The sequence below is a fragment of the Mesorhizobium sp. 2RAF45 genome (genome assembly GCF_052115225.1).
Taxonomy (GTDB): domain Bacteria; phylum Pseudomonadota; class Alphaproteobacteria; order Rhizobiales; family Rhizobiaceae; genus Mesorhizobium; species Mesorhizobium jarvisii.
Window position 1 is genome coordinate 259,684 of sequence record NZ_JBFRGG010000004.1, and the last position, 23,040, is coordinate 282,723.

Here is a 23,040-nt window from a genome sequence, read left to right on the forward strand (position 1 = left end):
CCCCCCCCCAAATGGGATATGCGTAGTCGACTGCCTGATTCAGCTATTTCGGGCGACTTGTTACGGTCGGCCGGATTGTAGAAGTTTATGTCACTAGGCATCGATTTCGATATCAAGAAAATTGCGAACGTCGTCCCCGCGAACAAATCCCACCTATCTGCTCACATGCCCTCTAGCTAAGGAAGAGAGTGGTGATCATTCCGACTATCCCTGATGCTACTAAATTGCCCGCTGCACCCTCCGCGATCGTCCTTATGGAATGGAGCGCCGCTTCAATCTTAGCGTTCGACGGCGTGGGATTCCTGACCTCTTCCTCTAAATGAGCTAGAGGCTCTCCGATTGCGCTACGATGGGTCTCAGGCAAAGCAGACATCAAAGGCTTCAACTGATCCACAAAGGCCTTGATCTGATCCATATCCACCTTGAATGAAACGTTCGTAGACATGTCAGTTGAATTGATGTTCACCCTAGAATTGGCACCAGCAAAATTGTTTGTAATATTCTGTATAACGGATTGAGAATTTGAGGTCGCTAGACCACTTCTCCTGACGTGGATTATGAAAAAGCCTGCAATATGACCAGATAAGCCTGCGTGAAATTGAGGGTCATTAACAATATAATCTTCGACCATTCCGCTTGGCAGGGTACGTAAGATATGGTCACCTACCTCAACCGGCAATTTAGGATCATGAACCTGAATCTTCATACCAGTAACGATAGCCGGAATGTTTTCGCGTTCGACGGTTCCGTCCGGCTTCACAAGCGTAACACGGTCATTTGATAGATTTTGAAATGGCATATAGTCCTCCCGGTTCTCCCGACATTAGCATGTCACATATCCGTCGCACCTACGAATCGGAATAAACGGCTGTTGTTCGAGCTGACACTACCGACGGCGGCTTGGGGCGGTCAGAGATGGGATCGCCGATTGCGGAGGCTGGTTGAGCGACTAAAATCCTGGGTTGAATTTCGATACCACTGGACCTGGAGAACGGTATGGGTAGGCAACAGCCGCCTCCGCCCGAAATCGGTACATTTTCCGCCTATGGCTGAGTGTCCTAAGACTGGCGAAATTCTTTAAGCCAGCGCATGCTGACTACGTGCGTAGCCGATCTTGATTGGGGGGTAGTAACGCTCGAAACCGGCGGCGGACCTTAGGCCCCCGTTTTTTGCAAAACTGGTACCGAGGCGGCTATTTTTTTGTTCCGGCCGTTCCACCACTCGGGGTGGTTTTGGGGGCGGAACTGCCTGTCGTCGGGCGATATCCGTCCTTTGGATTTTTACTCGGTTGGTAACCTTTTTGTTCTGTGGTGGGTGTGCTTGGCTTAGTTGCCATGGCGCGCCTCCGATGGGTCTATGAACTCGATGGTGCTGATCTCAGAGCCCGCAATATAAGCACTTCGGTTTGTCTCGTCCCACAATTTGTCGCCGTCTTCGCGTTCAACAAAAATTTGCTGGATATAAATGTCACGATCACCGGGCTCGGATGACGCGAACGATTCAGCACCATACCAACCGCGAAAATAGGTGCCGTCTTTCAGTTTAACAATGACCCATTCTGCCTTCCGTTGGCCGAATTTCCAATCCCAGGCGGTTGGGATCGGATGCACGATTTCCAATCCTAGGGAACGGAGAACCCAGGCAGTCCATCCGTGCTGATAAGCGAGTCCGAGAAATGTCCCAATTGTCAGCGGGCCAATAAGTATGAGGACCACCCACAATGCCCAAATTTGGCGAGGGGTCGAACCGCTTTTGTAGACTGCCTCGAAAACCGGCAGGAAGATCGCTAGGTACAGTAGCGTCACAATTGCATAGGATAGGAATTCTTCACTGTGGGCTTTTCGCCGCCCGGTGAAGAATCTTGATCGAACGAAAATAATCAGGGCACCCGGTACAAGCAGAGCAAGGCCTAGTGCAACTTGCTGAACGTCTGCTATGGCGATATCCGGCATCGGCCCCCAGCCTCCAAATGTGATCCCTGAGCAACCGACACGGGGTAGCTATTCCGCAGGTTTTACCCGCCGTGCTATCCGGAACGCAAAAAGCAATTAAAAAACTAAGAGGACTTTTGGGGGCAAGTCCTTGTCTTAAAATGGTCGGAGTGGCCGGATTCGAACCGACGACCCCTTGACCCCCAGTCAAGTGCGCTACCGGGCTGCGCTACACTCCGGACCGAGCGCGATGTATCGTGATAACCCTGCCCGGGTCAACCGAAATTCGGCGTTTATTACGCGGGTGTGGATGCGATCGCCGGCGCGCCTCGAAATGCCGGTCGCGACAGCCGCTGATGGCGGTATTCGAGCGCGATGGCGCCCCACACCAGCCCGAGCAGCAGATACATATGGCGCCAGTGGTCGATGTCGATGAAGTTGCCGAGGCCGATATTGCCGATGAAGGCGACATAGGCGCACAACAGATAGGGCTGCCACGGCCGGTCGCGCAGCAGGATGCGGAACCCGGCCACCATGGTCCAGACGACGAGCGTCAGGAACGACACGAAGCCGAGCCAGCCATAGTCCATCAGCATTTTCAGCCAGATGTCGTGCGTGTCCTCGCCGAACATCTTGCCGAAGACCAGCGGCCCGATGCCGAACGGATGCTCCATCGCCATCTGGAAGCCGATTCCGTAGCGGGCGAAGCGGCCGAGGCGGGCGGTGTCATAGCTCTGTTCAAGATGCGCGCGGCTGGAGAACATCTCCGACACACCGGGCAATTGCAGGATGACGATGATGGCGACCGTCAGCAGTGCCAGCGCGGCGATGGTCATGATCACCACGCGCAGCCGGAACTTGCCGCTAGCGCTCTGCAGGAACAGGCAGCCGGTGAGCAGCACGGCAGAGACGGCGAACATGCCCCAGGCGCCGCGCGAGAAGGAGAAGAAGATGCCCAATGCGATGATCAGCAGCGGCACCGCCAGCAGCGGCATGCGCGCGATCGATCCTGTCAGGATCAGATAGAGCAGATAGATGCCGGGCAGCACCAGGAACGGCCCAAAGACGTTGGGATCCTGGAAGGCGCCGGCGGCGCGGTCGTATTTGGTGAACATTTCGGCGCCGGGGAAGGCATGGAAATAGCCTGCTATGCCAAGCAGCGAGGTCGCCACCGCCGAGACGACATAGGCATTGAAGATCGGCCGGTAGAGGCCTGGCTGCGTGGCGGTGACCGAGGCGAAGAACACCGCGCTGAAGGCGAGAAACAATGACACGGAGAGATAGAGCGGCGTGAAGGCGAGGTCCGCCATCTGCGTCATGGAGATCATCCCGCCGATGTTCATCGTCACCAGCAGCACCAGAAGCGGCATGGCCGCGCGCGAAATCCGCAGGCCGAAGAGCGCCCAGATGGCGATCAGCCCGGCCATGTAGATTTCGTAGGGCGCCGGCTCGCTGATGACGAAGCCGGACAGAAGGATGCCGACCACCACCGCACTGGAGGAAATCAGGGCGATCAGCTTGGCGTTGACCGCGGCCTGCGGCACCTCATGGGAAATCGCGCTCAATAGGCGTTTTCCGTGTTGAGCAGCCGGATCGGCGTCAGGAACAGGATTCTGAGATCGAACAGCAGCGACCAGTTCTCGATGTAGTAGAGGTCGTATTCCGTCCGCATGCGGATCTTCTCGTTGGTGTCCATCTCGCCGCGCCAGCCGTTGATCTGCGCCCAGCCGGTGACGCCGGGCTTGACCTTGTGGCGAGCGAAATAGCCGTCGACCACCTCGTTGTAGAGCAGGTTGTGCGACTGCGCGGCGATCGCATGCGGGCGCGGGCCGATCAGCGACAGCGAGCCCAGCAGCGAATTGACGAACTGCGGCAGTTCGTCGATCGAGGTCTTGCGAATGAAGCGGCCGACGCGGGTGACGCGCGGATCGTTCTTGGTCACGGTCTGCTTGGCGGTCGGATCCGACCGGTCCGTGTACATCGAGCGGAACTTGTAGACCTCGATGATCTCATTGTTGAAGCCGTGCCGCTTTTGCTTGAACAGCACCGGCCCCTTGCTGTCGAGCTTGATGGCGATCGCGGTCGCCAGCATCACCGGCGAGAAGACGATGATGCCGATCAGCGAGAAAACGATGTCGAAGGCGCGCTTGGCGACCGAATCCCAATCGTTGATCGGCTTGTCGAAAATATCGAGCATCGGCACCGAGCCGATGAAGGAATAGGCGCGCGGACGGAACTGCAGCGCGTTGGAATGCGCCGAAAGCCGGATGTCGACCGGCAGCACCCACAGCTTCTTCAACAGCTGCAGCACGCGCGTCTCGGCGGTCAGCGGCAGCGACACGATCAGCATGTCGATGCGGGCGATGCGGGCGAACTCGATCAATTCCGAAATTGTGCCGAGCTTGGGATAACCGGCAACGATCGGCGGCGAGCGCTTGTCGGAGCGGTCATCGAAGATGCCGCAGATGCGGATGTCGTTGTAGGGCTGCTTTTCGACAGAGCGAATCAGGATTTCCGCCGCCTTGCCGCCGCCGACGATGACGGCGCGCCGCTCCATGCGGCCGTCGCGCGCCCAGCGCCGGATCATCCTCGACATCACCAGTCTGAGGCCGAACAAGAGAACGAAGCCGACGACGAACCAGGTGCCGAACAAAAGCCGCGAATAGTCTTCTGACATCTTCGTGGCGAAGGCCGTCAATGCCATCAGGGCGAAGGCGCCGGCCCAGACCAGCAGGATGCGGCCGAAATTGGCGATCGGCCGCATCAGCGAGACCACCTGGTAGCAGTCGGTAACGTCGAGCAGCACCACGGCGAGGAACGACGCGGTGGCGATGGTCACCGGATATTGCCAGGCGAGATAGTTGAAGAAACCGACAAAGTAGAAATAGACGCAGAGCCCCGAAAGGAACAGCAGCCCGAATTCGACCATGCGCAGGACGCCGCTGACCATGATCGGCGACATCGTATCGCGCCGGTATTGCGACGCGACCTGCCGGGCGACATCGTTCATGCCGCCGGGCGCATCGCCATCGGTCGGGCCGTCGAATTTACGCACCGCTTCGGGTGAAAAGCGGCGCGCGGGATCGATCTCATTCATGGAACAGTCCGCAAGCTTCCCCAGGGTGAATAGCAAAAGAGAGCTAAGAAACCCTTGAAACAACGCGTGGCTTTGGAAACGCTCAGGCGTTACCTGCCGAGCGCGGCGAAATAGGCCTTCTCGATTTCTGCGGCCATCACGTCGGCACCGAAGCGCGCCCTGAGGCCAGGGCCATCGGGCATCAGGGCGCCATAGGCGGCAAGGTCGGCCAGCGCCTCGCTCATCTTGCCGGCCAGTTCGGCCGGATCGGGGCGGATCAGGGCAGGGGAGCCGGAACCGAAGATCTCCGGTATGCCGCCGACGGAGGTGGCGATCATCGGTCTTGCCGCGGCAAGTGTTTCCAGCACGATATAGGGCATGGCTTCCGCACGGGATGGAACGACGACGAGCTCGGCAAGTGCGAAGGCTTCCCTGGCCGGCATCGGCGACAGGAAGCGGACATGGCCTTGAAGTCCCAGGCGCTTTACCTGCGCGTGGTAGCGCGGCAGGTCGTCGCCGTCGCCGACCATCACCGCGCTCAGTGCGCGGCCAAGCCGCGGGCCGGCGGCGGCCAAAGCGTCGATGAAGATGTCGGGTCCCTTCAGGTCGCGCATCATGCCGATATAGAGCAGATCCGCCGCATCGGGTCCGATGAGTACCGGCTCGAATTCGGCGGCGCGCAGTCCGTTGTAGACCAGTGTGTTGGGGATCGGCGGCTCGCCCACCTTCCTGCGATAGGTTCGCCGCTCGTAGTCCGAGACGAACAGCAGGCAATCGGTGAAATGCGCCATGGAGCGCTCCAGCGCGAAGAATAGCTTCCCCGTGGCTGTCGTTTCGTCATAGTGGAGGGAGCCGCCATGCGGCGAATAAAGGCGGGCTACGCGAGACCTTGATACCCGCAACAAGGAGCCGAACAGACGGGCATAGGCGCCACCCTTGGCGCCGTGCCCATGCAACACGTCCGGCCGCAATTCCTTGATGATCCTGTAGGTGCGCCGGGCCGAGGCGAGATCGCCCGGGCCGACATGGCGCTGCATTGGCGTGCGATGGATGCCGAGCGCCAGCATGTCCTTCATCTGCTCGAACAGGCGCTCTTCGAATTCCCCGCCTGTGGTCGAATCGCAGACGATGCCGACCACATGGCCAGCGGCGACCTGTGCTTCGGTCAGGTCGCGCACATGCCGGAAAATTCCTCCGACCGGTGAACGAAAGCAGTGGACGATCCTGAGCTTGTCCGCCACGTGGTGTCTGTCAGAACAGGCGTTCGCGGACGTAGACGGTATCTCCGGGCAGCAGCGGATCGGATGTCACCACGCGGCCGGTCATCACCTTGCCGTTGATGTCGCGGGTGATGTCGACGCTTTCCTGGTTGGCGCGCGGCGAGAAGCCACCGGCAATGGCGATGGCCTTCTGCACGGTCAGGCCGGGCACGTAGGAATACTGGCCGGCGGCACCCACTTCGCCCATGACGAAGATCGGCCGGTAGCGATCGATCTCGACCGAGACGTCGGGGTCGCGCAGATAGCCTTGCCGCAATTTGTCGGCGATCTCCTTTTCCATCTGCTGCGCGGTGTGGCCACGCGCCGGAATGGCGCCGACAAGCGGGAAGGAGAGGTAGCCGGATTGGTCGACGCTGTAGGTGTTGGTCAGGCCATCCTGCTCGAACACGGTGACGCGGACACGGTCGCCGGCACCGAGACGGTAAGGCTGGTCGAGGACCTCGTGGAAGGCTGCCGGCGTCGGGCGGTAGCTGGAGCAGCCGGCAAGCATCGATACGGCAAGCAGAGCGTGAAAGAGGGAAGCAGTGCTTTTCATGATCGGATACGTACCTTCGACTGGCCGCTGCGGCGTCGCAGCAAACATCTGGGATCGGGTCCGTTATCATCCTGTTAGGGTTAATGGCCGGTAAAGGAGCCGGCCGATAGCGCTGCACGAAGCAGGGGTCTTGCCATTTTTATCGTTTTTCTTGGGGTACCCGCAGTAATCCCTAATGGAGGATTACCGTGATCTTAACGGCTGAGTTACCATAGTTGTTTACGGTGCGTCCTGACCCAGTTTCGGAGTAGGGATGCATGTCCGTTCAGTCCGCGGCCGCAGATGTCGACGTTGACCTCAGGCAGCTCTTCGCCAGCCTGGCGAGGAACTGGCTGCGCATATTGCTCTTCGTTCTGGTGGTGACCGGTCTGGCGTTTGCGTTCGCTTCATTCGCGACCAAGCATTACAAGGCCCAGACGCAGGTGGAAATCGCCCCGCGCGAATCCATCTATACCCGTCCGGCCGGCAGCAACAATGATGGCGACAAGCCGATCCTGGATGAACAAGGCGTCGCCACCCAGGTCCAGATCATTTCGTCCAACGAAATCCTCAAGCAGGTGGCGCAGAAACTCGGCCTGGCGCGGCTGCGTGAGTTCGACGAAACGGTCAACATGTCGGCGCTCAGCCGCGTGCTGATCCTGCTTGGGCTGAAGAACGATCCCATGGATGTTCCGGCCGACGAACGCGTGTTGAAGAAGATGCGCGAGAAGCTCAACGTCTTCGGCGTTGAAAAGACCCGCATCATCGCTATCGAGTTCTCCTCCGAGGATCCCAAGCTCGCCGCCGCCATCCCCGACGCCATTGCCGCTGCCTATATTGCGGGGCAGGGCGCGGCCAAGAGCGAATCGAACACCGCCGCCGCCGACTTTCTGGCGCCCGAGATCGCCGACCTGTCGAAGCAGGTCAGGGATGCCGAGGCCAAGGTCGCGGCCTACCGTGCGCAATCCGACCTGCTGATGGGCGGCAACAATGCCACCCTTGCCACCCAGCAGCTGGCCGAGCTGTCGACGGAATTGTCGCGGGTGCGGGCCAATCGCGCCGCGGCCGAAGGCACCGCCGACAGCGTGCGCAAGGCGCTGCAGAATGGCGGCTCGCTGGATTCGCTGCCCGAAGTGCTGTCGTCCGACCTGATCCAGCGTTTGCGGGAACGGCAGGCCGAGCTGCGCGCCACCATCGCCGATCTGTCGACGACGATGCTCGACAATCATCCGCGCGTTCGCGCCGCCAAATCACAGCTCGCCGATCTCGACGCGCAGATACGCAACGAAGCCCAGAAGATCATGAAGGGCCTGGTGATGCAGGCCGATGCCGCCAAGGCGCGCGAAAGCCAGCTCGTCTCCGACGTCAACCAACTGAAGGCGGCTTCGGCGCAAGCCGGCGAGCAGCAGGTCGATCTCGACGCGCTGCAGCGCGACGCCGCCGCCAAGCGCCAGCAGCTCGAGCTCTATTTGACCAATTACCGCGAGGCAGCTTCGCGTCAGGACCGCAATTATGTGCCGGTCGACGCCCGCGTCGCCTCACCGGCTTCGGTGCCCTCCGAGCCATACTTCCCCAAGGTTGGGCCGATCGTTGGCGCGGCTGCTGCGGCTTCGCTTCTGCTCGCGGCCATATTCACGTTGCTCAGGGAACTCTTCTCGGGCCGCGCCATGCGCCCGGCCCCAGGCGCCCGTTTTGCGCCGATCGACGAAGTGGCTATGCCGGCAACGGCGCGCCAGCAGCCGGACGCCCCTGAGCCATCCCGCCTGGAGCCGGTTGTCGCCAGCGGGTTCGTCGATCGTGGCGCCGAGGCGCAATGGCCCGAAGCGGTCATGGAACCGCAGATGGTGATGCAGCCGCGGCCCGTTGCCGAGCCCGAGCCTGTCGTCAAGGCAGAGCCTGTCGCCGAAGTCGAATCGGTTGCCGAGCCGGAGCCGGTTGTCGAGGCCCAGAGGCCGCGCTCGGTGCTCGGTGAGATCGACATCGAGAAGGCCGCGGAAAAGCTGATCGCCAGCGGGGCCGCCCGCGCCATATTCGTTTCGCCCGAAGGCGACGAGGCAGCCGCGTCGGCGATCCTGGTGGCGCGCGAAGTGTCCGACGCCGGCCTGCGCGTCCTGTTGCTCGACCTCACCGCCTCGGGCGCTGCCTCACGGCCGATGCTGGACAGCGGGCTTTTACCGGGGATCACCGACCTGCTCGCCTCGCAGGCGCAGTTCAGCGAAGTGATCCATGCCGATCTTTATTCTGATTGCCACGTCATTCCCGTCGGCACCGCCGATCCGGTCCGCGCCATGCGCGCCGCCGACCGGCTGCCGATCATCATGCAGTCGTTGACCACCGCCTATGATCTGGTGGTGGTCGAATGCGGGYCGGCCGACGCGCAAGGCATCAGTCGTCTGGGAGCCGAAGCCACCGAGGTGTTCCTGTCCATGCTTGAACCGGATGACGAGGTCACCAAGGCCGCGGTCAAGCTGATCGAAAGCGGTTATCCCGACCTGACGCTGGTGACGCCGCTTGGCCACGAGCCGCCGGGCACTCCGGGACGGCGCTCCGCGGCCTGAAACCCGCGCGCTCGGCCTATCCCAGCTCCAGAGTCGTCACGCCGAACACCCTCTTGGCATCGAGCTTCGGCGGCGAGCCCTTGTACATGCGGGTGGTGCTGAAGGTCGGTGAGAAACCGGCCGCCTCGAGCGCAGCGATGAAATCCACCTGGTTAGTCGGCACGTCGATGTTCAACTCGCCACCCTCGCATGCGCCCGCCAGCTCCCCGAGCAGTTCGAGCGCGGTCTGCACGTCGTCGGCGAAAAGCGGGCCGATCTTGAAGCCGCTTCGGCAGGCTCGCGCCACCGCATAGCCGGCCGTTCCCCGCGACGTGATCGCCGCCACGGCATGATGTGGCGGCAGCAGCCATCGCTGCAGGAATGAGCGCCGGGGCGCAGGAAAGCAAAGCGCATCGTAGGCTATGATGTCGGGCACCGGCTGCGCGGTCACGATACGAGGCCGCTCGGCGCCGGCGGGCAGGGAAGCAGGGCGTCCGCTGTAGCGGATGGTCTCGTAGACCGGCATGAACCGCTTGCTCCGGTAGTTGGCCTGCTGTTCCTGGACGCCATCGAGGCCGATGGTGCGCCCGGCCAGCCTGTCCATGCCCGCAGTCCACACCGCCTTGCCGTAGCCCTTGCCGCGCATGTCCGGGCGGCAGATGTAAAGGCCGATGAAACCGAAATCCTGCCCGTAGGCCACCGCCGAGATCGCGGCGACCATTTCGTCCCCGACAAAGGCACCGATGAAGCCCTCCTGGTCCGCCGCCTGAAACATCGCCGCATCTTCAAGGCCGGGATTCCAGCCCTCCGCAGCCGCCCAGTCGATGAGGCCGGACAATTCCCCCAGCGACAGCGTGCGGATGGTTCGATACATGGTGCTCACTCCGCGGCGACTGCTCCGGGCGAGAACGATTTCAGCATACCGCGATAAGGCTTGGCCAGCGGGCTGGCGTAGGCGCCGCGCTTCGATGTCGAAAGGCCGAGCGCGATGAGCGCTTCGGCCTGCTTGATCGCGGCGCCGACACCGTCGATGACAGGCAGTCCGAAATCCGCCTGCAACTGGTGCGCAAGGTCCGCCATGCCGGCGCAGCCAAGCACGATGGCTTCGGCGCGATCCTCTTCGACAGCGCGGGCGATTTCGTCGCGCAGCTTGCCGATCGCGCCTGACGCCGGATCCTCGAGCGCCAGCACTGGAATGTCGGCGGCCCGCACACGCGCCCGTCCAGTCATGCCGTAGCGCTGCACCAGCCCTTCCACCGGCACGCGCGAGCGTTCGGTGGTGGTGACGACGGTGAAGCGCTGGGCGATGAAGGAGGCCATGCTGAGTGCCGCCTCGCAGATGCCGATGACCGGAATGGCGGCCATGGCCCGCGCGGCGTCGAGCCCGGTGTCGTCGAAGCAGGCGATGACCGCCGCCTGCACGCCACGGCGTTCGCCGGCCGCGATCTCCATCAAAAGGCCGGGCACGGCCAGCGCCTCGTCATAATAGCCTTCGATCGAGGCCGGCCCCGTGGACGAGGTGACAGCGATGATTTCGGTCCAGGCGCCGGCGACGCCGCGTGCGGCCGCCGCGATCGTCTCGGTCATGCTCGCCGTCGTGTTGGGGTTCACCACCAGGATCTGCACGGTCATGCTCTCGCCCGGCGGCGGCCGACATAGAGGATGGCGCCCAGCGTCGCCAGGATCACCAGGAAGGAGAACACCGTGGTCACCGTGCCCAGCGCGTAGAGCACCGGCGTCGTGACATTGGTGGTCATGCCGTAGATTTCGAGCGGCAGCGTGTTGAAGGTTCCCGATGTCATCAACGTGCGGGCGAACTCGTCATAGGAGAGCGTGAAGCCGAACAGGCCGACGCCGATCAGGCTCGGCGCGATCATCGGCAGCACGACATGGACGAAGGTCTGCCAGGAGGTGGCACCGAGATCGCGCGCGGCCTCCTCATAGGCCGGCGAGAAGCGGTTGAAGACGGCGAACATGATGAGCACGCCGAACGGCAGGGTCCAGGTCAGATGCGCGCCGAAGGCCGAGGTATACCAGGCGGGCCGCAAGCCGACTTGCTGGAAGACCACGCCGATGCCCAGCGAGATGATGATGGAGGGCACGACGAGACTGGCGACGGCCAGATAGAACAGGGCGGTGGCGCCGCGAAACTTCCGGCGGAAGGCAAGGCCTGCCAGCAGTGACACGACGACGGTAACGATCATCACCATCAAGCCGAGCACCAGCGAGCGCTTGAAGCTGCCGCCGAAATCGCCGACCGACTGGCGCTCGAACAGATTGGCGAACCAGTGCAGCGACACACCGTTGAGCGGGAAGGTGAGGCCACCGGTCTCGCCCTGGAACGACAGGATCAGGATCGCCGACAGCGGACCGTAGAGGAACAGCACGAACAGCGCGAAGAAGGCCGCCAGCACGTAGAATTCGAGGGTGCGTTTTTCGTGGCTCACGTCAAAGCTCCCGGCGGATATCGACGATGCGCAGAATGCCGGCGACCATCAAGAGCACCAGCACCAAAAGCACCACGGCGTTGGCGGCGGCGGCCGGATATTGCAGCAGCGACATCTGGTTCTTCATCATCAGCGCCACGGAAGCGCTCTGGCCGCCCGACATCACTTGCACGGTGGAGAAATCCGCCATCACCAGCGTGACGACGAAGATGGTGCCGATCGCCATGCCGGGCTTGGCCAGTGGAATGATGACGTTCCAAAGCACCTGCCAGCCGGAGGCGCCGGCATCGCGCGCGGCCTCGACCAGCGAGCGGTCGATGCGCATCAGCGTGTTGAAGATCGGTGTCACCATGAACAGCGTGTAGAGATGCACCATGGCCAGCACGACCGCGAATTCGGAATAGAGCAGCCATTCGATGGGCTTTGGCACCAGACCCATATGCACCAGCGTCGAGTTGATCAGCCCGTTGCGGCCGAGCACCGGGATCCACGAGATCATGCGGATGATGTTGGAGGTCAGGAACGGCACGGTGCAGACCAGGAACAGCACCATCTGCATGGCCGTGGTGCGGATGTGGAAGGCGAGGAAATAGGCGACCCAGAAGCCGATGAACAAGGTCAGCGCCCAGACGATGGCCGCGAATTTGATGGTATTGAGATAGGTCTTCCAGGTGACCCAGGAGCCCAGCACGTCGGAATAGTTGGTTGTCAGGAAATCAGGATACATGGCTGCGAAGTCGTAATCCCAGAAGGACACGACGACGATCATGATGATGGGCAAAAGCAGGAACGCGCCGAGGATCAGCGCGAGCGGAGCCGACTGCAGATAGGGCGTGACGGCACTGAGCGAAAAGCGGCGGCGACGCCCGGTGGGACTGGCGGCTATGGTGGGGCGTTCGAGGGCGACTGTCATCTAGGCTCTCGGTGCGGGTTTGCAGTCCGGGCGGAGCTGCCTTCCCCTTCTCCAGGGGGAGAAGGGGAAGAGGAGAGGCGCTTGTTCCTTACGCCGCGATGAACTCGTTCCAGCGCTTCACCATGTAGCGGTCCTCGTCCATCACCGAGTTCCAGCAGGCGACCTTGCCCATGCGCTCCTCGAAAGAGCCGCCATCGCGAACGGCGCCGGCCTTCTCCATGACGGTGCCGTCCGGTGCCTTGATCTCGCCCTTGGCCGGCTTGCCCTCGATCCAGTAGCCCCACTCGTCCTCGGTCATGAACTTCTTGGCCGAGACCATGTTGGCCGAGTAGTAGCCCTGGCGGTTGAGGTAGCCGCCAACCCAGCCCGATGTGTACCAGTTGATGTATTCGTAGGCAGCGTCGAGCTCCGCGCCCTTGAGGTGGGCGGCAAGGCCGAGACCGCCGCCCCATGAGCGGTAGCCTTCCTTGAGCGGCTGGAAGCGGCAAGGGATGCCCTTGGAGCGCACGGCGGCCACCGCCGGCGACCACATGGACTGGATGACCACTTCGCCCGATGCCATCAGATTGACGCTCTCGTCGAAGGACTTCCAGAAGGCGCGGAACTGGCCGCCCTGCTTGGCCTTGATCAGGAAGTCGATCGTCTTGTCGATCTCGTCCTTGGTCATGTTGCCCTTGTCGGCATATTTAATGTTGCCCATGGCTTCCATGATCATGGCTGCGTCCATGATGCCGATGGAGGGGATGTTGAGGATGGCGGTCTTGCCCTTGAAGGCCGGGTCCATGATGTCGGCCCAGGTAGTGATGTCGCGGCCGACGAGGTCGGGGCGGATGCCCAGCGTGTCGGCGTTGTAGATGGTGGGCACCATGGTGAACCAGTTGGTCGGCGCCTTGGCGAAGGTCTTGGAGTCCTGCGCCTCGACGTAGCCCACCGTGTGTGGCGCCGTGCCCTGGGCGATCACGCTGTCGGGAGTGAGTTTGCCGGTTTTGAACAGCGGCACCAGCTCGTCGTAATATTTCAGCTTGCTGACATCCATCGGCTGCAGCACGCCGGTGGGGAACACCTTCTTGCAGATCCAGTATTCGATATCGGCGATGTCGTAGCTGTCGGGCTGGGTCACAGCGCGCTGGGCGGCGGCGTCGGAATCGGTTGCCGTCATCTCCAGCGTGATGCCGAGGTCAGCCTTGCACTTGTCGGCAATGGCGTTGAGGTTCGACACGCCGGTGCCAAACTGGCGAAGCGTGATGTTGGACTGCGCCCAGATGGTCGGGAAGCCCGTGATGACGCCCGAGCCGGCGGCGAAGCCGACCGCGGCCGCACCCGTCTTGAGCAGCGAGCGGCGCGAGATGCCAGTCTTGTTTTGCTTGGGTTGCATTGTGTCTGTCATGTCTATTCCCCTGTCTTGTTTTGCTTGGTTGATCTCATGAATGAAGGTGGCCGAGGACGATCGCATCCTCGGCATCCCAGGCGAGCGGTACGGCATCGCCAATGGCGACGGGTTTGGCGAAGAAGTCGGAATCGTCGATGATGACGGTGAAGTCGTCGATGCCGGCGCCAGTGACGGAGAGCTTCACCGTGGCGCCGCGATATTCGATGTTGGCGACGATGCCGGTGAAGCCGAGCCCGGGCGCGGGTGCCTCGCCGATGCGCACATGGTCGGTACGGATGGCGATGTCGATCGGCGCGCCCACTTCCTGTGCTGCGCCGCTGGCGGCGAGCGAACCGCCGCCGTTGACGTCGAAGACGACCATGCCGTCTCGGCCGCCGGTGACCCGGCCGGAGATGACATTGTGGTCGCCCATGAAGCGTGCGACGAAGGCCGTGGCCGGCCGCTCGAACACGTCGCGAGGCGGCGCTGCCTGTTCGATGCGGCCGTCATTCATCACCACGATCAGGTCGGCAAGCGCCATCGCCTCCTCCTGGCTGTGGGTGACGTGGACGAAGGTGATACCGAGCGACGTCTGCAATTTCTTCAGCTCGGCCCGCATGCGGATCTTCAAGAACGGATCGAGCGCCGAAAGCGGCTCGTCGAGCAGCAGCGCTTCGGGATCGGTGATCAGAGCGCGAGCGAGCGCGACGCGCTGCTGCTGACCGCCGGAGAGCTGCGCCGGGCGGCGCGTCGCATAGGCCTCCATCTGCATCAGCTTCAGCATGTCGAGCGCCTTGGCGCGGCGCTTCTCCTTGTCGACGCCCTTCATCTTCAGGCTGAAGGCGACATTGTCGATGAGGTCGAGATGCGGGAACAGCGCATAGGATTGGAACATCATCGCCGTGCCGCGTTTGGCCGGCGGCAGGTCGGTGACGACGGTGTTGCCGAGCCGAACGTCACCCGACGAAATGCTTTCGTGACCGGCGATCATGCGCAGCGTCGAGGTCTTGCCGCAGCCGGAGGGACCGAGCAGGCAGCAATAGGTGCCCGCCGGTATCTTCAGGCTGATATCCTCGACGGCGGTCGTCGTTCCATAGACTTTCGAAACGGACACGATGTCGATCTCGGCGGCTTTGGACATTCAGGCTTCCCCGTTTGGTCGCATTAACCAATGCATCATGCGTGCCAATATCGGGGTGACTGGCCAAACATTTGAATTGTCTAGAAAATCAGGCCTGTCGGCCGTTGCCTATCTGGCGGGCGGCTTTGTGCATTGCACAAATTATGGGCGATTGTGCGCGATATGCACAAAAATCGTATGCAATCTTTTTCGGCTTTGTGTTCACTTTGCCTCTCGTGTGCAGACGGCGAGTCGCGTTAGAAGGGTGCGGGAACATCATCGCCATGAATATTGCCGATCACATCTATTCCACCGATAGCGCCAATCAGGATCGCGCGCAGGCGATCCGCGACAATCTGCGCGACGCCATCGTCGATCGCCGGCTGGCGCCAGGCACCAAGCTATCGGAGGGCGAGGTCGGCACGCTGTTCGATGTGTCGCGCACCGTGGCACGCGCGGCCCTGCAGATGTTGTCCTTCGAAGGCCTGGTGCGCACGGAGCGCAACCGCGGCGCGTTCGTCGCCAACCCCTCGCCCGAGGAGGCGCGCCAGGTGTTCGCCTCGCGCCGGCTGATCGAGCCCGGCATTGCCATTGCCGCCTGCGGGCGCGTCACATCAGCCGACATCGCCGCCTTCAGGGCTCAACTCGACGAGGAGGGCCGCTTCATCGCCGAACGCGGTCCGACCGCGCGGCGTTCCGAGATCAAGGCGTCCGGCGATTTCCATCTGCTGCTTGCTTCGGTCGCCAGCAACGCAATCCTGCAGCGCTTCATGGAGGAACTGGTCGCGCGCTCCTCGCTTGTCATCGCGCTTTACGGGCGGTCTGGCGTGTCAGCCTGCGGGCACAGCGAGCATACCGAAATTGTCGGCGCGCTGGAGAGCAGCGATTGCGAACGGGCCAGCCAGCTGATGCTGCGCCACATCGACCATATCGAGGCCGATCTCGATCTGCGCGTCAGGGCGGGGCCGGCGCTTCGCGAGGCTCTCAATTTCTGACGGCTAGTTTTCGTCCGTGGCAGCTGCTGCCTGTCCGGCTGCCTTGCGGCGCAGCATCTTGGTCAGCTTCCAGATCGTCGGGCTGTTCTTGACGAAGGCCTTCAGCCGCGCGCCCTGGCGAAGCGTCTGCGCCAGCGCACGGCCCTTCAGCGTCAGCGGGACCAGCACCTCGAAATGCCGGGTTTCGATATCGCACCATTGCCGCTTGTAGGGCTCGTCGCCGACGGAAAAATCGTAGACGGCGAAACCCGTCTCGCAGGCTTCCTGGATGTTGTCGAAGAACAGGAAATCGCCGGGACTGCTGGATGCGAGATCATCCTCGGCGATCGCTCCGAACTCGCAGATCAGGCGTTTCCCGGAGCGGCTCGACCCGGTGACGGCGCGTAGCTTGCCGGCGACTTCCAAGCCATGCAGCACGAAAGAGGGCGTGTCCTCGGCCAGGGCCTGCGTGAACAGCGCCCTGAAGAAGGCGCGTGTCTGGTCGCCGCCGAAGACATTGGCAATGCCCATCTTGCGAAAGCGGAGCTCCTTCATCTCGAAGAAGGCGTCGAGCAATCTCTCCACCTCGTCCGGGCTGCGCGCCTCGATGCGCCGATGGCTGCCGACGGCGTCGAATTTGCGCATCTGCGACCGATGTTTCTTGCGTTTGCGCTTGCCGCTGGCGCGCAGCAGCAGCGCATCGAAGCCCCCGCCAAGGTCGACGGCCAGCGAAAGATTGGGGCTGGAGAAATGATCGAGCGATGCGAGCGGATTGGCGATGCCGTCGAGATCGGGCAGCAATCGTTCCAGCGCGATGAGATCGACGTCGGGCCTAGCCTTGGCGATGGCCCCAAACACTGAGTCGACGGCCGCGCTCTCCGCCCTGACCAGCCATTGCGGGTCAGCGGCCGCGAAATTGCCATTGGCATGGCGGCCGCCCATGAAACGGGCGACCCGGAACGGGCCCTGGCTGACAACCTCCAGCGCCAGTGCGACGACCGGCTTGCCTCCGAGAGTGAGCGTCGCCACCAACAGATCGGGCTCGAGCTGCGCGGCCCAGTTCAGGATCCATGTTGCGCCCTGGGCCGGCGCATAAAGCGCCGACCGGCAGAATTCCGCATAGGCCGCCAGCCCGTCCGCACCCACGACGGAGACCGATGGCCCGGCGGCATCCTTCGGCAGGGCGCGTGGCGAAGCCTCGGTCGCCGCAAGCCGATTGCCGTCAAATGACGCCATTGCGTCAACCATACCTCAATCCTTAAGGCGTATTGATCCCGATTTGGGGGGCGCGCAGGCGTATTCCGTGCTTGGATCAGCCTAGGCGCAAAAGGTGAATGAATGATCGACGGTGGGGAGGCAATCCGGAAACTGGCGCTCAACGTCGCCCGCTATACCGGCCTCGCACCACTGGCCAGGCCATTTGTCGGCGGCATCGGTGCCATCCTGATGCTGCACCGCGTGACTGCGACACCGGAAAAACCCGACAGCGTCAACCGCCACCTCAACATCGCGCCGAGTTTCCTTGACGCGGTGATCGCCGACATGAAGGCGGACGGCTATGTTTTCGTCTCGATGGACGAGGCCGTGCAGCGCATCAAGGCAGGCGGCAAGGGCGGCCGGTTCGCCACCATCACCGCAGACGATGCCTATCGTGACAACATGACCGAGGCCCTGCCGGTGCTGGAGAAGCACCGCGCGCCGATCACCATCTATGTGGCGCCGGGGCTGATCGACGGCACCGCCGATCTATGGTGGGATGTGGCCGAGGATATCGTCAACGCGTCGGACCGCCTGACTCTGTCGACCTCGAATGGTCCGGCGGTGATCGATTGCGCGACCCCGGCCAGGAAAAGCCAGGCAATAACCCGGCTGCACGCCTACCTGGCCACCGAGGTTCGTGAGGAAGATCTGCGCACAGTGCTGCGCGATCTCGCCAGTTCAAACGGCGTCGACGCGGACGCCTCGCGCCTGCGGACGCTGATGAACTGGGATGAGATCCGCACCGTCGCCGCGCATCCGCTGGTTACGATCGGCGCCCATACGATCAACCACAGCAATCTGAAGCGGCTTTCCGAGGCCGATGCACGGCGCGAGATCGACGCCGTGAAGGGCATGTTGCGAGCAGAGCTTGGCAGCGAACCACTCCATTTCGCCTATCCCTATGGCTATGCAAGCGCCGTCGGCTGCCGCGAAGTCGGCTTTGTCGCTGACGCCGGCTATGTCTCCGCCGTGACGACCCGCCATGGCGTGCTGCGCGCCGAACATGCCGGCTTCCTGCATGCCTTGCCGCGCATTTCGATCAATGGCCGCTACCAGAGCCTTGCCCATATCCGCACCATGCTGTCGGGCGTGACGACGCCGCTCGCCAATGCTGGCAAGATGGTCGTCACCATCTGACCGGGTTTGCCGTCCGCCTTGAGCGTTGATCCAGCAGCGTATGAGCTGCGAGCCAAGGCAGCCCGTTTCAGCCTTTCGAGCGCGGCTCCAGCATCAGCCACTTGATGATGCCCATCGCCGGCAGCACCCAGAGCAGGCCGCTGAGCAGGAAGAACAGGAATTGCACCAACGCGCTGGACTCCGACAGCCGGGCGACGGCGAAGATCGATGCGACCAGCGCATAGATGATGACCAGTGCCACCAGCAGGAACATTCCGATCAGCTTTTTCAGGCGAATGGGCATGGCTTAGCCTCGTTGATCGCTACCGCTTAGGCCGAACGCAGGACACGCGCAACCCGCGACATCGGGCGCGACGGCGTGCCGCGCTGCATGGTCTTGCCAGCACGGATGCTATGGTTCACCAATCCGCGACATTCAACCGGACTGGACAGATCATGGCTGCCATATCAGCCGCCCACCAATACGTCGCCCGCGACCGCGACCTGCACAACCGCGCGCTTGTGCGCGGCTGGCTTTATGTCGTGCTTCTGGTGCTGTTTGCACTGGTGCTGGTCGGCGGCGCCACGCGGCTTACGGAGTCCGGCCTGTCGATCACCGAATGGCAGCCGATCCATGGCGTCATCCCGCCGCTCAACGACGCCGAGTGGCAGGAGGAATTCCAGCGCTACCAGCAGATCCCGCAATACACCGAGCTCAACAAGGGCATGAGCATCGAGGCGTTCAAGTCGATCTTCTGGTGGGAATGGGCGCACCGTCTGCTGGCGCGCAGCGTCGGCCTGGTCTTCGCCTTGCCGCTGCTGTTCTTCTGGGTGAGCCGCCGCATCGAGCGCGGCCTTGGGCCGAAACTCGTCGGTATTCTTCTCCTCGGCGGCCTGCAGGGCGCCATCGGCTGGTGGATGGTGGCCTCAGGCCTGGTCGACCGTGTGTCCGTGAGTCAGTACCGGCTGGCGACGCATCTGACGCTGGCGGCGCTGATCTTCACCGCCACCATGGTCGTCGCGCGTGGGTTGGCGCCGCATTCGGAGCCCGCCGCCGATCGCTCGACGCAGCGCCTGGCCGGCTTCATCGTGTTCCTGGCGCTGATCCAGATCTATCTCGGCGGCCTGGTCGCCGGGCTCGACGCCGGCCTGAGCTACAACACCTGGCCGCTGATGGACGGCAAGATCATCCCCGGCGATCTGCTGATCCTCGAGCCGGCATGGCGCAACTTCTTCGAAAGCCCGAAGACGGTGCAGTTCATCCATCGGCTCGGCGCCTATACGGTCTTCGCCGTCGCGCTCTGGCACATGATCGCCACGCGTCGTCGACTGCCCGGCTCAACCCATGCCCGCCGCGCGACGCTGTTGTTTGTGCTGGTGCTGGTGCAGGCCTCGATCGGCATCGGCACACTGCTGATGCAGGTGCCGCTGCATATGGCGCTGACACATCAGGGGTTTGCGCTGATCGTGCTGGGTTTCGCTGCCGCGCACTGGCGCGGCACCAAGGGCGCCTATCCCTTGCCGCAGGAGATCGTGCTCAGGAGTTGATCCCGAGCCGCTCGGCCCGTCCCTCAGGTCAGAAATTCGCCCGCACCGCCCGGATCGCCTTGGCGATCGACAGTTCGCGGTTTTCCTCGACCGTATTGTCATCCTCGTGGTGCCAGGCCGCGGACAGGCAGCCATAGGCGATGGCATGGTCCAGTATTGCCGGCGGCGACTGCCCCAGCGTCTTGCCAAAGACTTCGGCCATGTGTGCGATCCGCTGGGGATCGAGGCAAAGCGCGTCGCGGTCGAGCGGGTTGTAGAACATGTTGGCGGCGTCGAAGCCGGGATCGCCGAGCACGCCCTTCGGATCGATCACCAGCCAGCCGCGCGGTCCGTGCAGGATGTTGTCGTGGTGCAGGTCGCCATGCAAGGGCCTGATATCGTGCGGATTATCCAGCAGCCGTCCGGCGATCGACGCTGCCTCGACATAGATGCTGGCATGACCCGCGTCTCGGTCGATTGCGGCTTTCCTGAACAGGCTGGCGTACCGCTCCCTGAGCGGCTGCAGCTCGGGCGGAAAGGGGTGATGCGACGGCGAAAACAGTTTCGCCATCACCTCAGCCGCGATTGCGGTTGCGGCATTGTCGCCCTGTTCATCGAGAACCTGGGTAAGCAAGGTGTCGCCGCCATATTCCAGCAGCATGCTGTGGCCGTCGCGGCCAAGCAGGCGCACCGCGCCTTCACCGCGCCGCCAGGCGAGGAAATGCTCGCCGCGCAATTCGTCGGCGACATCGTCGAAAGGCTTGAGCGCCTTGACGACGGCCGGCGAGCCGTCGCCGCGAACAACCTTCCAGATGCGGCTCGAAAAGGTCTCGGCAATGAGTTCGGGCGCGCTGATTTTCCAGCGCGCCGGGAAAACTGGTGCGTCCATCAAAGCCCGAGCATCAGGTCCATGTTCTGGACGGCTGCGCCCGAGGCACCCTTGCCGAGATTGTCGTAGACCGCCAGCAGCAGCGCTTGCGCGCGTTTGTCGTTGGCGAAGACATAGACCTTCATGCGGTTGGTGCCGTTGTAGATCTCGGGATCGATCTCCGGCATGCGCTCCAGGTGCGCATAGGGCGCCACCTCGACCACGCCGCCCTTGATGGCGGCGAAATGGTCGGCAATGGCTGCATGAAGCTCCGCGCCTGTCGGCACATGCTCGAGGCCGCCGAGCTGCAGCGGCACCACTGTGATCATGCCTTGGGCGAAATTGCCGACCGCCGGCTGCATGATCGGGTCATGTGACAGTTTTGCATAGGCCCGCAGTTCCGGCACATGCTTGTGCTGCAGGGTGAGGCCATAGGGCAGGAACTCCGAGGCGTCCTCGCCCTTGGCGACGTAGTCCTCGATCATCGGGCGTCCGCCGCCCGAATAGCCCGAAATGCCGTTGACGGTGATGGGGAAATCCGCCGGCAACAGGCCTGTCGTGACCAGTGGCCTCAGCGTGGCGATCGGTCCCTGCGGCCAGCAGCCGGGATTGGCGACGCGCTTGGCCGTGGCGATCGTCTTGGCCTGGTCCTTGTCCATCTCGGCGAAACCATAGGCCCAGCCTTCGGCGACGCGATGCGCGGTCGATGCATCGATGACCTTGGTGGTGTCGTTGGCGATCAGCGAGACGCTCTCCTTCGCCGCATCGTCCGGCAGGCACAGGATCGCGATATCGGCCGCATTGAGGAATTCGGCGCGCGCCGCCGTCTCCTTGCGACGCTCGGTGGGGATGGAAATGATCTCCAGGTCGCCACGCTCGGCAAGCAGCGCCCGGATCTGCAGGCCGGTGGTGCCGTGCTCGCCGTCGATGAAGATTTTCGGTTTCATGACCTGATCAAATTCCCTGATATTCCGAGACTATATACCGTTGCCGTGATTCACCGCGGCACCGTTGTGATTGCCGTTGTTCATCTCTTCCTGCCGTGCCTTTCGTTCAGCCAGCAGGCCGAGATACTGCATGGCCACCATCGAGCCGGCGATCGCCGTTATATCGGCGTGATCATAGGCCGGCGCAACCTCCACGACATCGGCGCCGACAATATCGACCTGGTTGAGCTGGCGCAGCGTCGACAGGATCTTCGCCGAGGACGGGCCGCCGGCCACCGGCGTGCCGGTTCCGGGCGCATAGGCCGGGTCGAGGCAGTCGATGTCGAAGGTCAGGTAGGTCTTCTTGCCGCCGGTGCGGTCGACGATGGCGTAGGCGATGTCGGAGGCACGCATCTCCTCGATTTCGTGGCCGTAGAGGATCTTGATGCCGAACGTATCAGGGGCGTGGGTGCGGATGCCGATCTGGATCGAACGGTCCGGATCGATGATGCCTTCCTTGACCGCACGGCCGACAAAGGATCCGTGGTCGATGCGCTTGCCGTCATCCTCCCAGGTATCCTGATGCGCGTCGAACTGCACCAAAGCGAGCGGTCCGTGGATGGCGGCATGTGCCTTGAGCAGCGGCCATGTGACGAAATGGTCGCCGCCCAGCGTCAAAAGGAAGGCGCCTGATTTCAGGATCTTCGCCGCTTCGCGCTCGATCGTGCCGGGGGTTTTCTGGTGGTTGCCGGAGTCGAGCAGGCAGTCGCCATAGTCGACCACCGCGAGATGTTCGAACAGATCGCGCGAGAATGGATACTGAGGGTCATTGTCGAGGATCGCCGAGGCGCGGCGAATCGCCTGCGGCCCGAAACGGGCGCCGGGCCGGTTCGTGACGGCGGCGTCGAAGGGAATGCCCCACACCACCGCATCCGCGCCCTTCACGTCCTTGGTGTATTTGCGCCGCATGAACGACAGCGCGCCGGAATAGGTCGGCTCAAGGGCGCCGCCCGTTTTGGAGCGGGCGGTGAAGGCATGGTCGATGTTCTTGGTCGCCATTACTGGTCCTCGTTTTCATCGGGGTGCAACAACTACAGAACCGGCATGGAAGATGCCAGTCACAGCTTGGGGAGACGAAACGGCGCCGCCCGGGTGCCACGGCAAGACAGGATTTGTCCCATC

Annotated in this window: 21 protein-coding genes and 1 tRNA gene; 4 read left to right on the forward strand and 18 right to left on the reverse strand. The window is 62.6% G+C overall.

Annotated features, from left to right (window positions below; translation table 11 throughout):
* Positions 1–172: 172 nt before the first annotated feature.
* The 7 genes from AB4Z43_RS14230 to AB4Z43_RS14260 form a co-directional block, all read right to left on the reverse strand.
* On the reverse strand, positions 173–799 hold the full coding sequence (locus AB4Z43_RS14230) for a hypothetical protein (RefSeq protein WP_441937985.1): 627 nt from the start codon (positions 797–799) through the stop codon (positions 173–175).
* Between the two features lie 526 nt (positions 800–1,325).
* Complete coding sequence (locus AB4Z43_RS14235; protein ID WP_441937986.1) at positions 1,326–1,952, reverse strand: DUF6338 family protein; 627 nt, start codon at positions 1,950–1,952, stop codon at positions 1,326–1,328.
* 141 nt (positions 1,953–2,093) lie between these two features.
* Positions 2,094–2,170, reverse strand: a tRNA-Pro gene (locus AB4Z43_RS14240).
* 57 nt (positions 2,171–2,227) lie between these two features.
* Positions 2,228–3,496 carry an O-antigen ligase family protein gene (locus AB4Z43_RS14245; RefSeq protein WP_441937988.1) on the reverse strand — a complete coding sequence of 423 codons (1,269 nt, stop codon included), beginning with the start codon at positions 3,494–3,496 and terminating at the stop codon, positions 2,228–2,230.
* Positions 3,493–5,028: an undecaprenyl-phosphate glucose phosphotransferase gene (locus AB4Z43_RS14250; RefSeq protein ID WP_441937990.1), complete on the reverse strand. Its 1,536-nt coding sequence runs from the start codon at positions 5,026–5,028 to the stop codon at positions 3,493–3,495. The genes AB4Z43_RS14245 and AB4Z43_RS14250 overlap by 4 nt, the downstream gene beginning before the upstream one ends.
* 89 nt (positions 5,029–5,117) lie before the next feature.
* On the reverse strand, positions 5,118–6,248 hold the full coding sequence (locus tag AB4Z43_RS14255; RefSeq protein ID WP_038646304.1) for a glycosyltransferase family 4 protein: 1,131 nt from the start codon (positions 6,246–6,248) through the stop codon (positions 5,118–5,120).
* A 10-nt stretch (positions 6,249–6,258) separates the two neighbouring features.
* A complete protein-coding gene (locus tag AB4Z43_RS14260) occupies positions 6,259–6,822 on the reverse strand; it encodes a polysaccharide biosynthesis/export family protein (protein WP_027046744.1) in 564 nt (187 codons plus the stop codon).
* A gap of 257 nt (positions 6,823–7,079) precedes the next feature.
* On the opposite strand from AB4Z43_RS14260, the gene AB4Z43_RS14265 reads away from it, so the two are divergent.
* A complete protein-coding gene (locus AB4Z43_RS14265; protein WP_441937993.1) occupies positions 7,080–9,359 on the forward strand; it encodes a GumC family protein in 2,280 nt (759 codons plus the stop codon).
* 16 nt (positions 9,360–9,375) lie between these two features.
* Here AB4Z43_RS14265 and AB4Z43_RS14270 read toward each other — a convergent pair whose 3' ends face one another.
* From AB4Z43_RS14270 to AB4Z43_RS14295, 6 genes are all read right to left on the reverse strand, one after another.
* Complete coding sequence (locus AB4Z43_RS14270; RefSeq protein ID WP_441937995.1) at positions 9,376–10,212, reverse strand: GNAT family N-acetyltransferase; 837 nt, start codon at positions 10,210–10,212, stop codon at positions 9,376–9,378.
* 5 nt (positions 10,213–10,217) lie between these two features.
* The gene (locus AB4Z43_RS14275; protein ID WP_019857643.1) at positions 10,218–10,970 is read right to left on the reverse strand and encodes an aspartate/glutamate racemase family protein; all 753 of its coding nucleotides are present in this window, start codon (positions 10,968–10,970) and stop codon (positions 10,218–10,220) included.
* On the reverse strand, positions 10,967–11,785 hold the full coding sequence (locus tag AB4Z43_RS14280) for an ABC transporter permease (RefSeq protein WP_038646306.1): 819 nt from the start codon (positions 11,783–11,785) through the stop codon (positions 10,967–10,969). Before AB4Z43_RS14280 ends, AB4Z43_RS14275 begins: the two co-directional genes overlap by 4 nt.
* A gap of 1 nt (position 11,786) precedes the next feature.
* A complete protein-coding gene (locus tag AB4Z43_RS14285) occupies positions 11,787–12,698 on the reverse strand; it encodes an ABC transporter permease (protein WP_441937997.1) in 912 nt (303 codons plus the stop codon).
* Between the two features lie 88 nt (positions 12,699–12,786).
* Positions 12,787–14,085, reverse strand: a complete 1,299-nt coding sequence (locus tag AB4Z43_RS14290) for an ABC transporter substrate-binding protein (protein ID WP_038646310.1) — start codon at positions 14,083–14,085, stop codon at positions 12,787–12,789.
* A 34-nt stretch (positions 14,086–14,119) separates the two neighbouring features.
* Entirely contained in the window at positions 14,120–15,208 is a 1,089-nt protein-coding gene (locus tag AB4Z43_RS14295; RefSeq protein ID WP_441937999.1) for an ABC transporter ATP-binding protein, read from the reverse strand.
* A gap of 263 nt (positions 15,209–15,471) precedes the next feature.
* On the opposite strand from AB4Z43_RS14295, the gene AB4Z43_RS14300 reads away from it, so the two are divergent.
* Complete coding sequence (locus AB4Z43_RS14300; RefSeq protein WP_441938001.1) at positions 15,472–16,182, forward strand: GntR family transcriptional regulator; 711 nt, start codon at positions 15,472–15,474, stop codon at positions 16,180–16,182.
* Between the two features lie 3 nt (positions 16,183–16,185).
* Here AB4Z43_RS14300 and AB4Z43_RS14305 read toward each other — a convergent pair whose 3' ends face one another.
* Entirely contained in the window at positions 16,186–17,409 is a 1,224-nt protein-coding gene (locus AB4Z43_RS14305) for a GNAT family N-acetyltransferase (RefSeq protein ID WP_441938003.1), read from the reverse strand.
* 90 nt (positions 17,410–17,499) lie between these two features.
* Between AB4Z43_RS14305 and AB4Z43_RS14310 the strand changes: the two genes are divergently transcribed.
* Positions 17,500–18,558, forward strand: a complete 1,059-nt coding sequence (locus AB4Z43_RS14310; protein ID WP_019857651.1) for a polysaccharide deacetylase family protein — start codon at positions 17,500–17,502, stop codon at positions 18,556–18,558.
* Between the two features lie 67 nt (positions 18,559–18,625).
* On the opposite strand, the gene AB4Z43_RS14315 is transcribed toward AB4Z43_RS14310, so the two are convergent.
* On the reverse strand, positions 18,626–18,841 hold the full coding sequence (locus tag AB4Z43_RS14315; protein WP_019857652.1) for a DUF2842 domain-containing protein: 216 nt from the start codon (positions 18,839–18,841) through the stop codon (positions 18,626–18,628).
* Positions 18,842–18,993: 152 nt separating this feature from the next.
* Here AB4Z43_RS14315 and AB4Z43_RS14320 point away from each other — a divergent pair, with 152 nt between their 5' ends.
* Complete coding sequence (locus tag AB4Z43_RS14320; protein WP_441938005.1) at positions 18,994–20,085, forward strand: COX15/CtaA family protein; 1,092 nt, start codon at positions 18,994–18,996, stop codon at positions 20,083–20,085.
* A gap of 28 nt (positions 20,086–20,113) precedes the next feature.
* Here the strand turns inward: AB4Z43_RS14320 and AB4Z43_RS14325 are convergent, their stop codons facing one another.
* Genes AB4Z43_RS14325 through speB form a run of 3 tightly spaced genes read right to left on the reverse strand, consistent with a single transcriptional unit; the run spans position 20,114 to position 22,917 of the window.
* Positions 20,114–20,953 (reverse strand): aminoglycoside phosphotransferase family protein, encoded by an 840-nt coding sequence (locus AB4Z43_RS14325; RefSeq protein ID WP_441938006.1) that lies wholly within the window; start codon positions 20,951–20,953, stop codon positions 20,114–20,116.
* Positions 20,953–21,879, reverse strand: coding sequence for an N-acetyl-gamma-glutamyl-phosphate reductase (gene argC / locus AB4Z43_RS14330; protein WP_038646321.1), 927 nt, complete (start codon positions 21,877–21,879; stop codon positions 20,953–20,955). The genes AB4Z43_RS14325 and argC overlap by 1 nt, the downstream gene beginning before the upstream one ends.
* A 30-nt stretch (positions 21,880–21,909) precedes the next feature.
* On the reverse strand, positions 21,910–22,917 hold the full coding sequence (speB, locus tag AB4Z43_RS14335) for an agmatinase (RefSeq protein WP_010915634.1): 1,008 nt from the start codon (positions 22,915–22,917) through the stop codon (positions 21,910–21,912).
* Between the last annotated feature and the right edge of the window lie 123 nt (positions 22,918–23,040).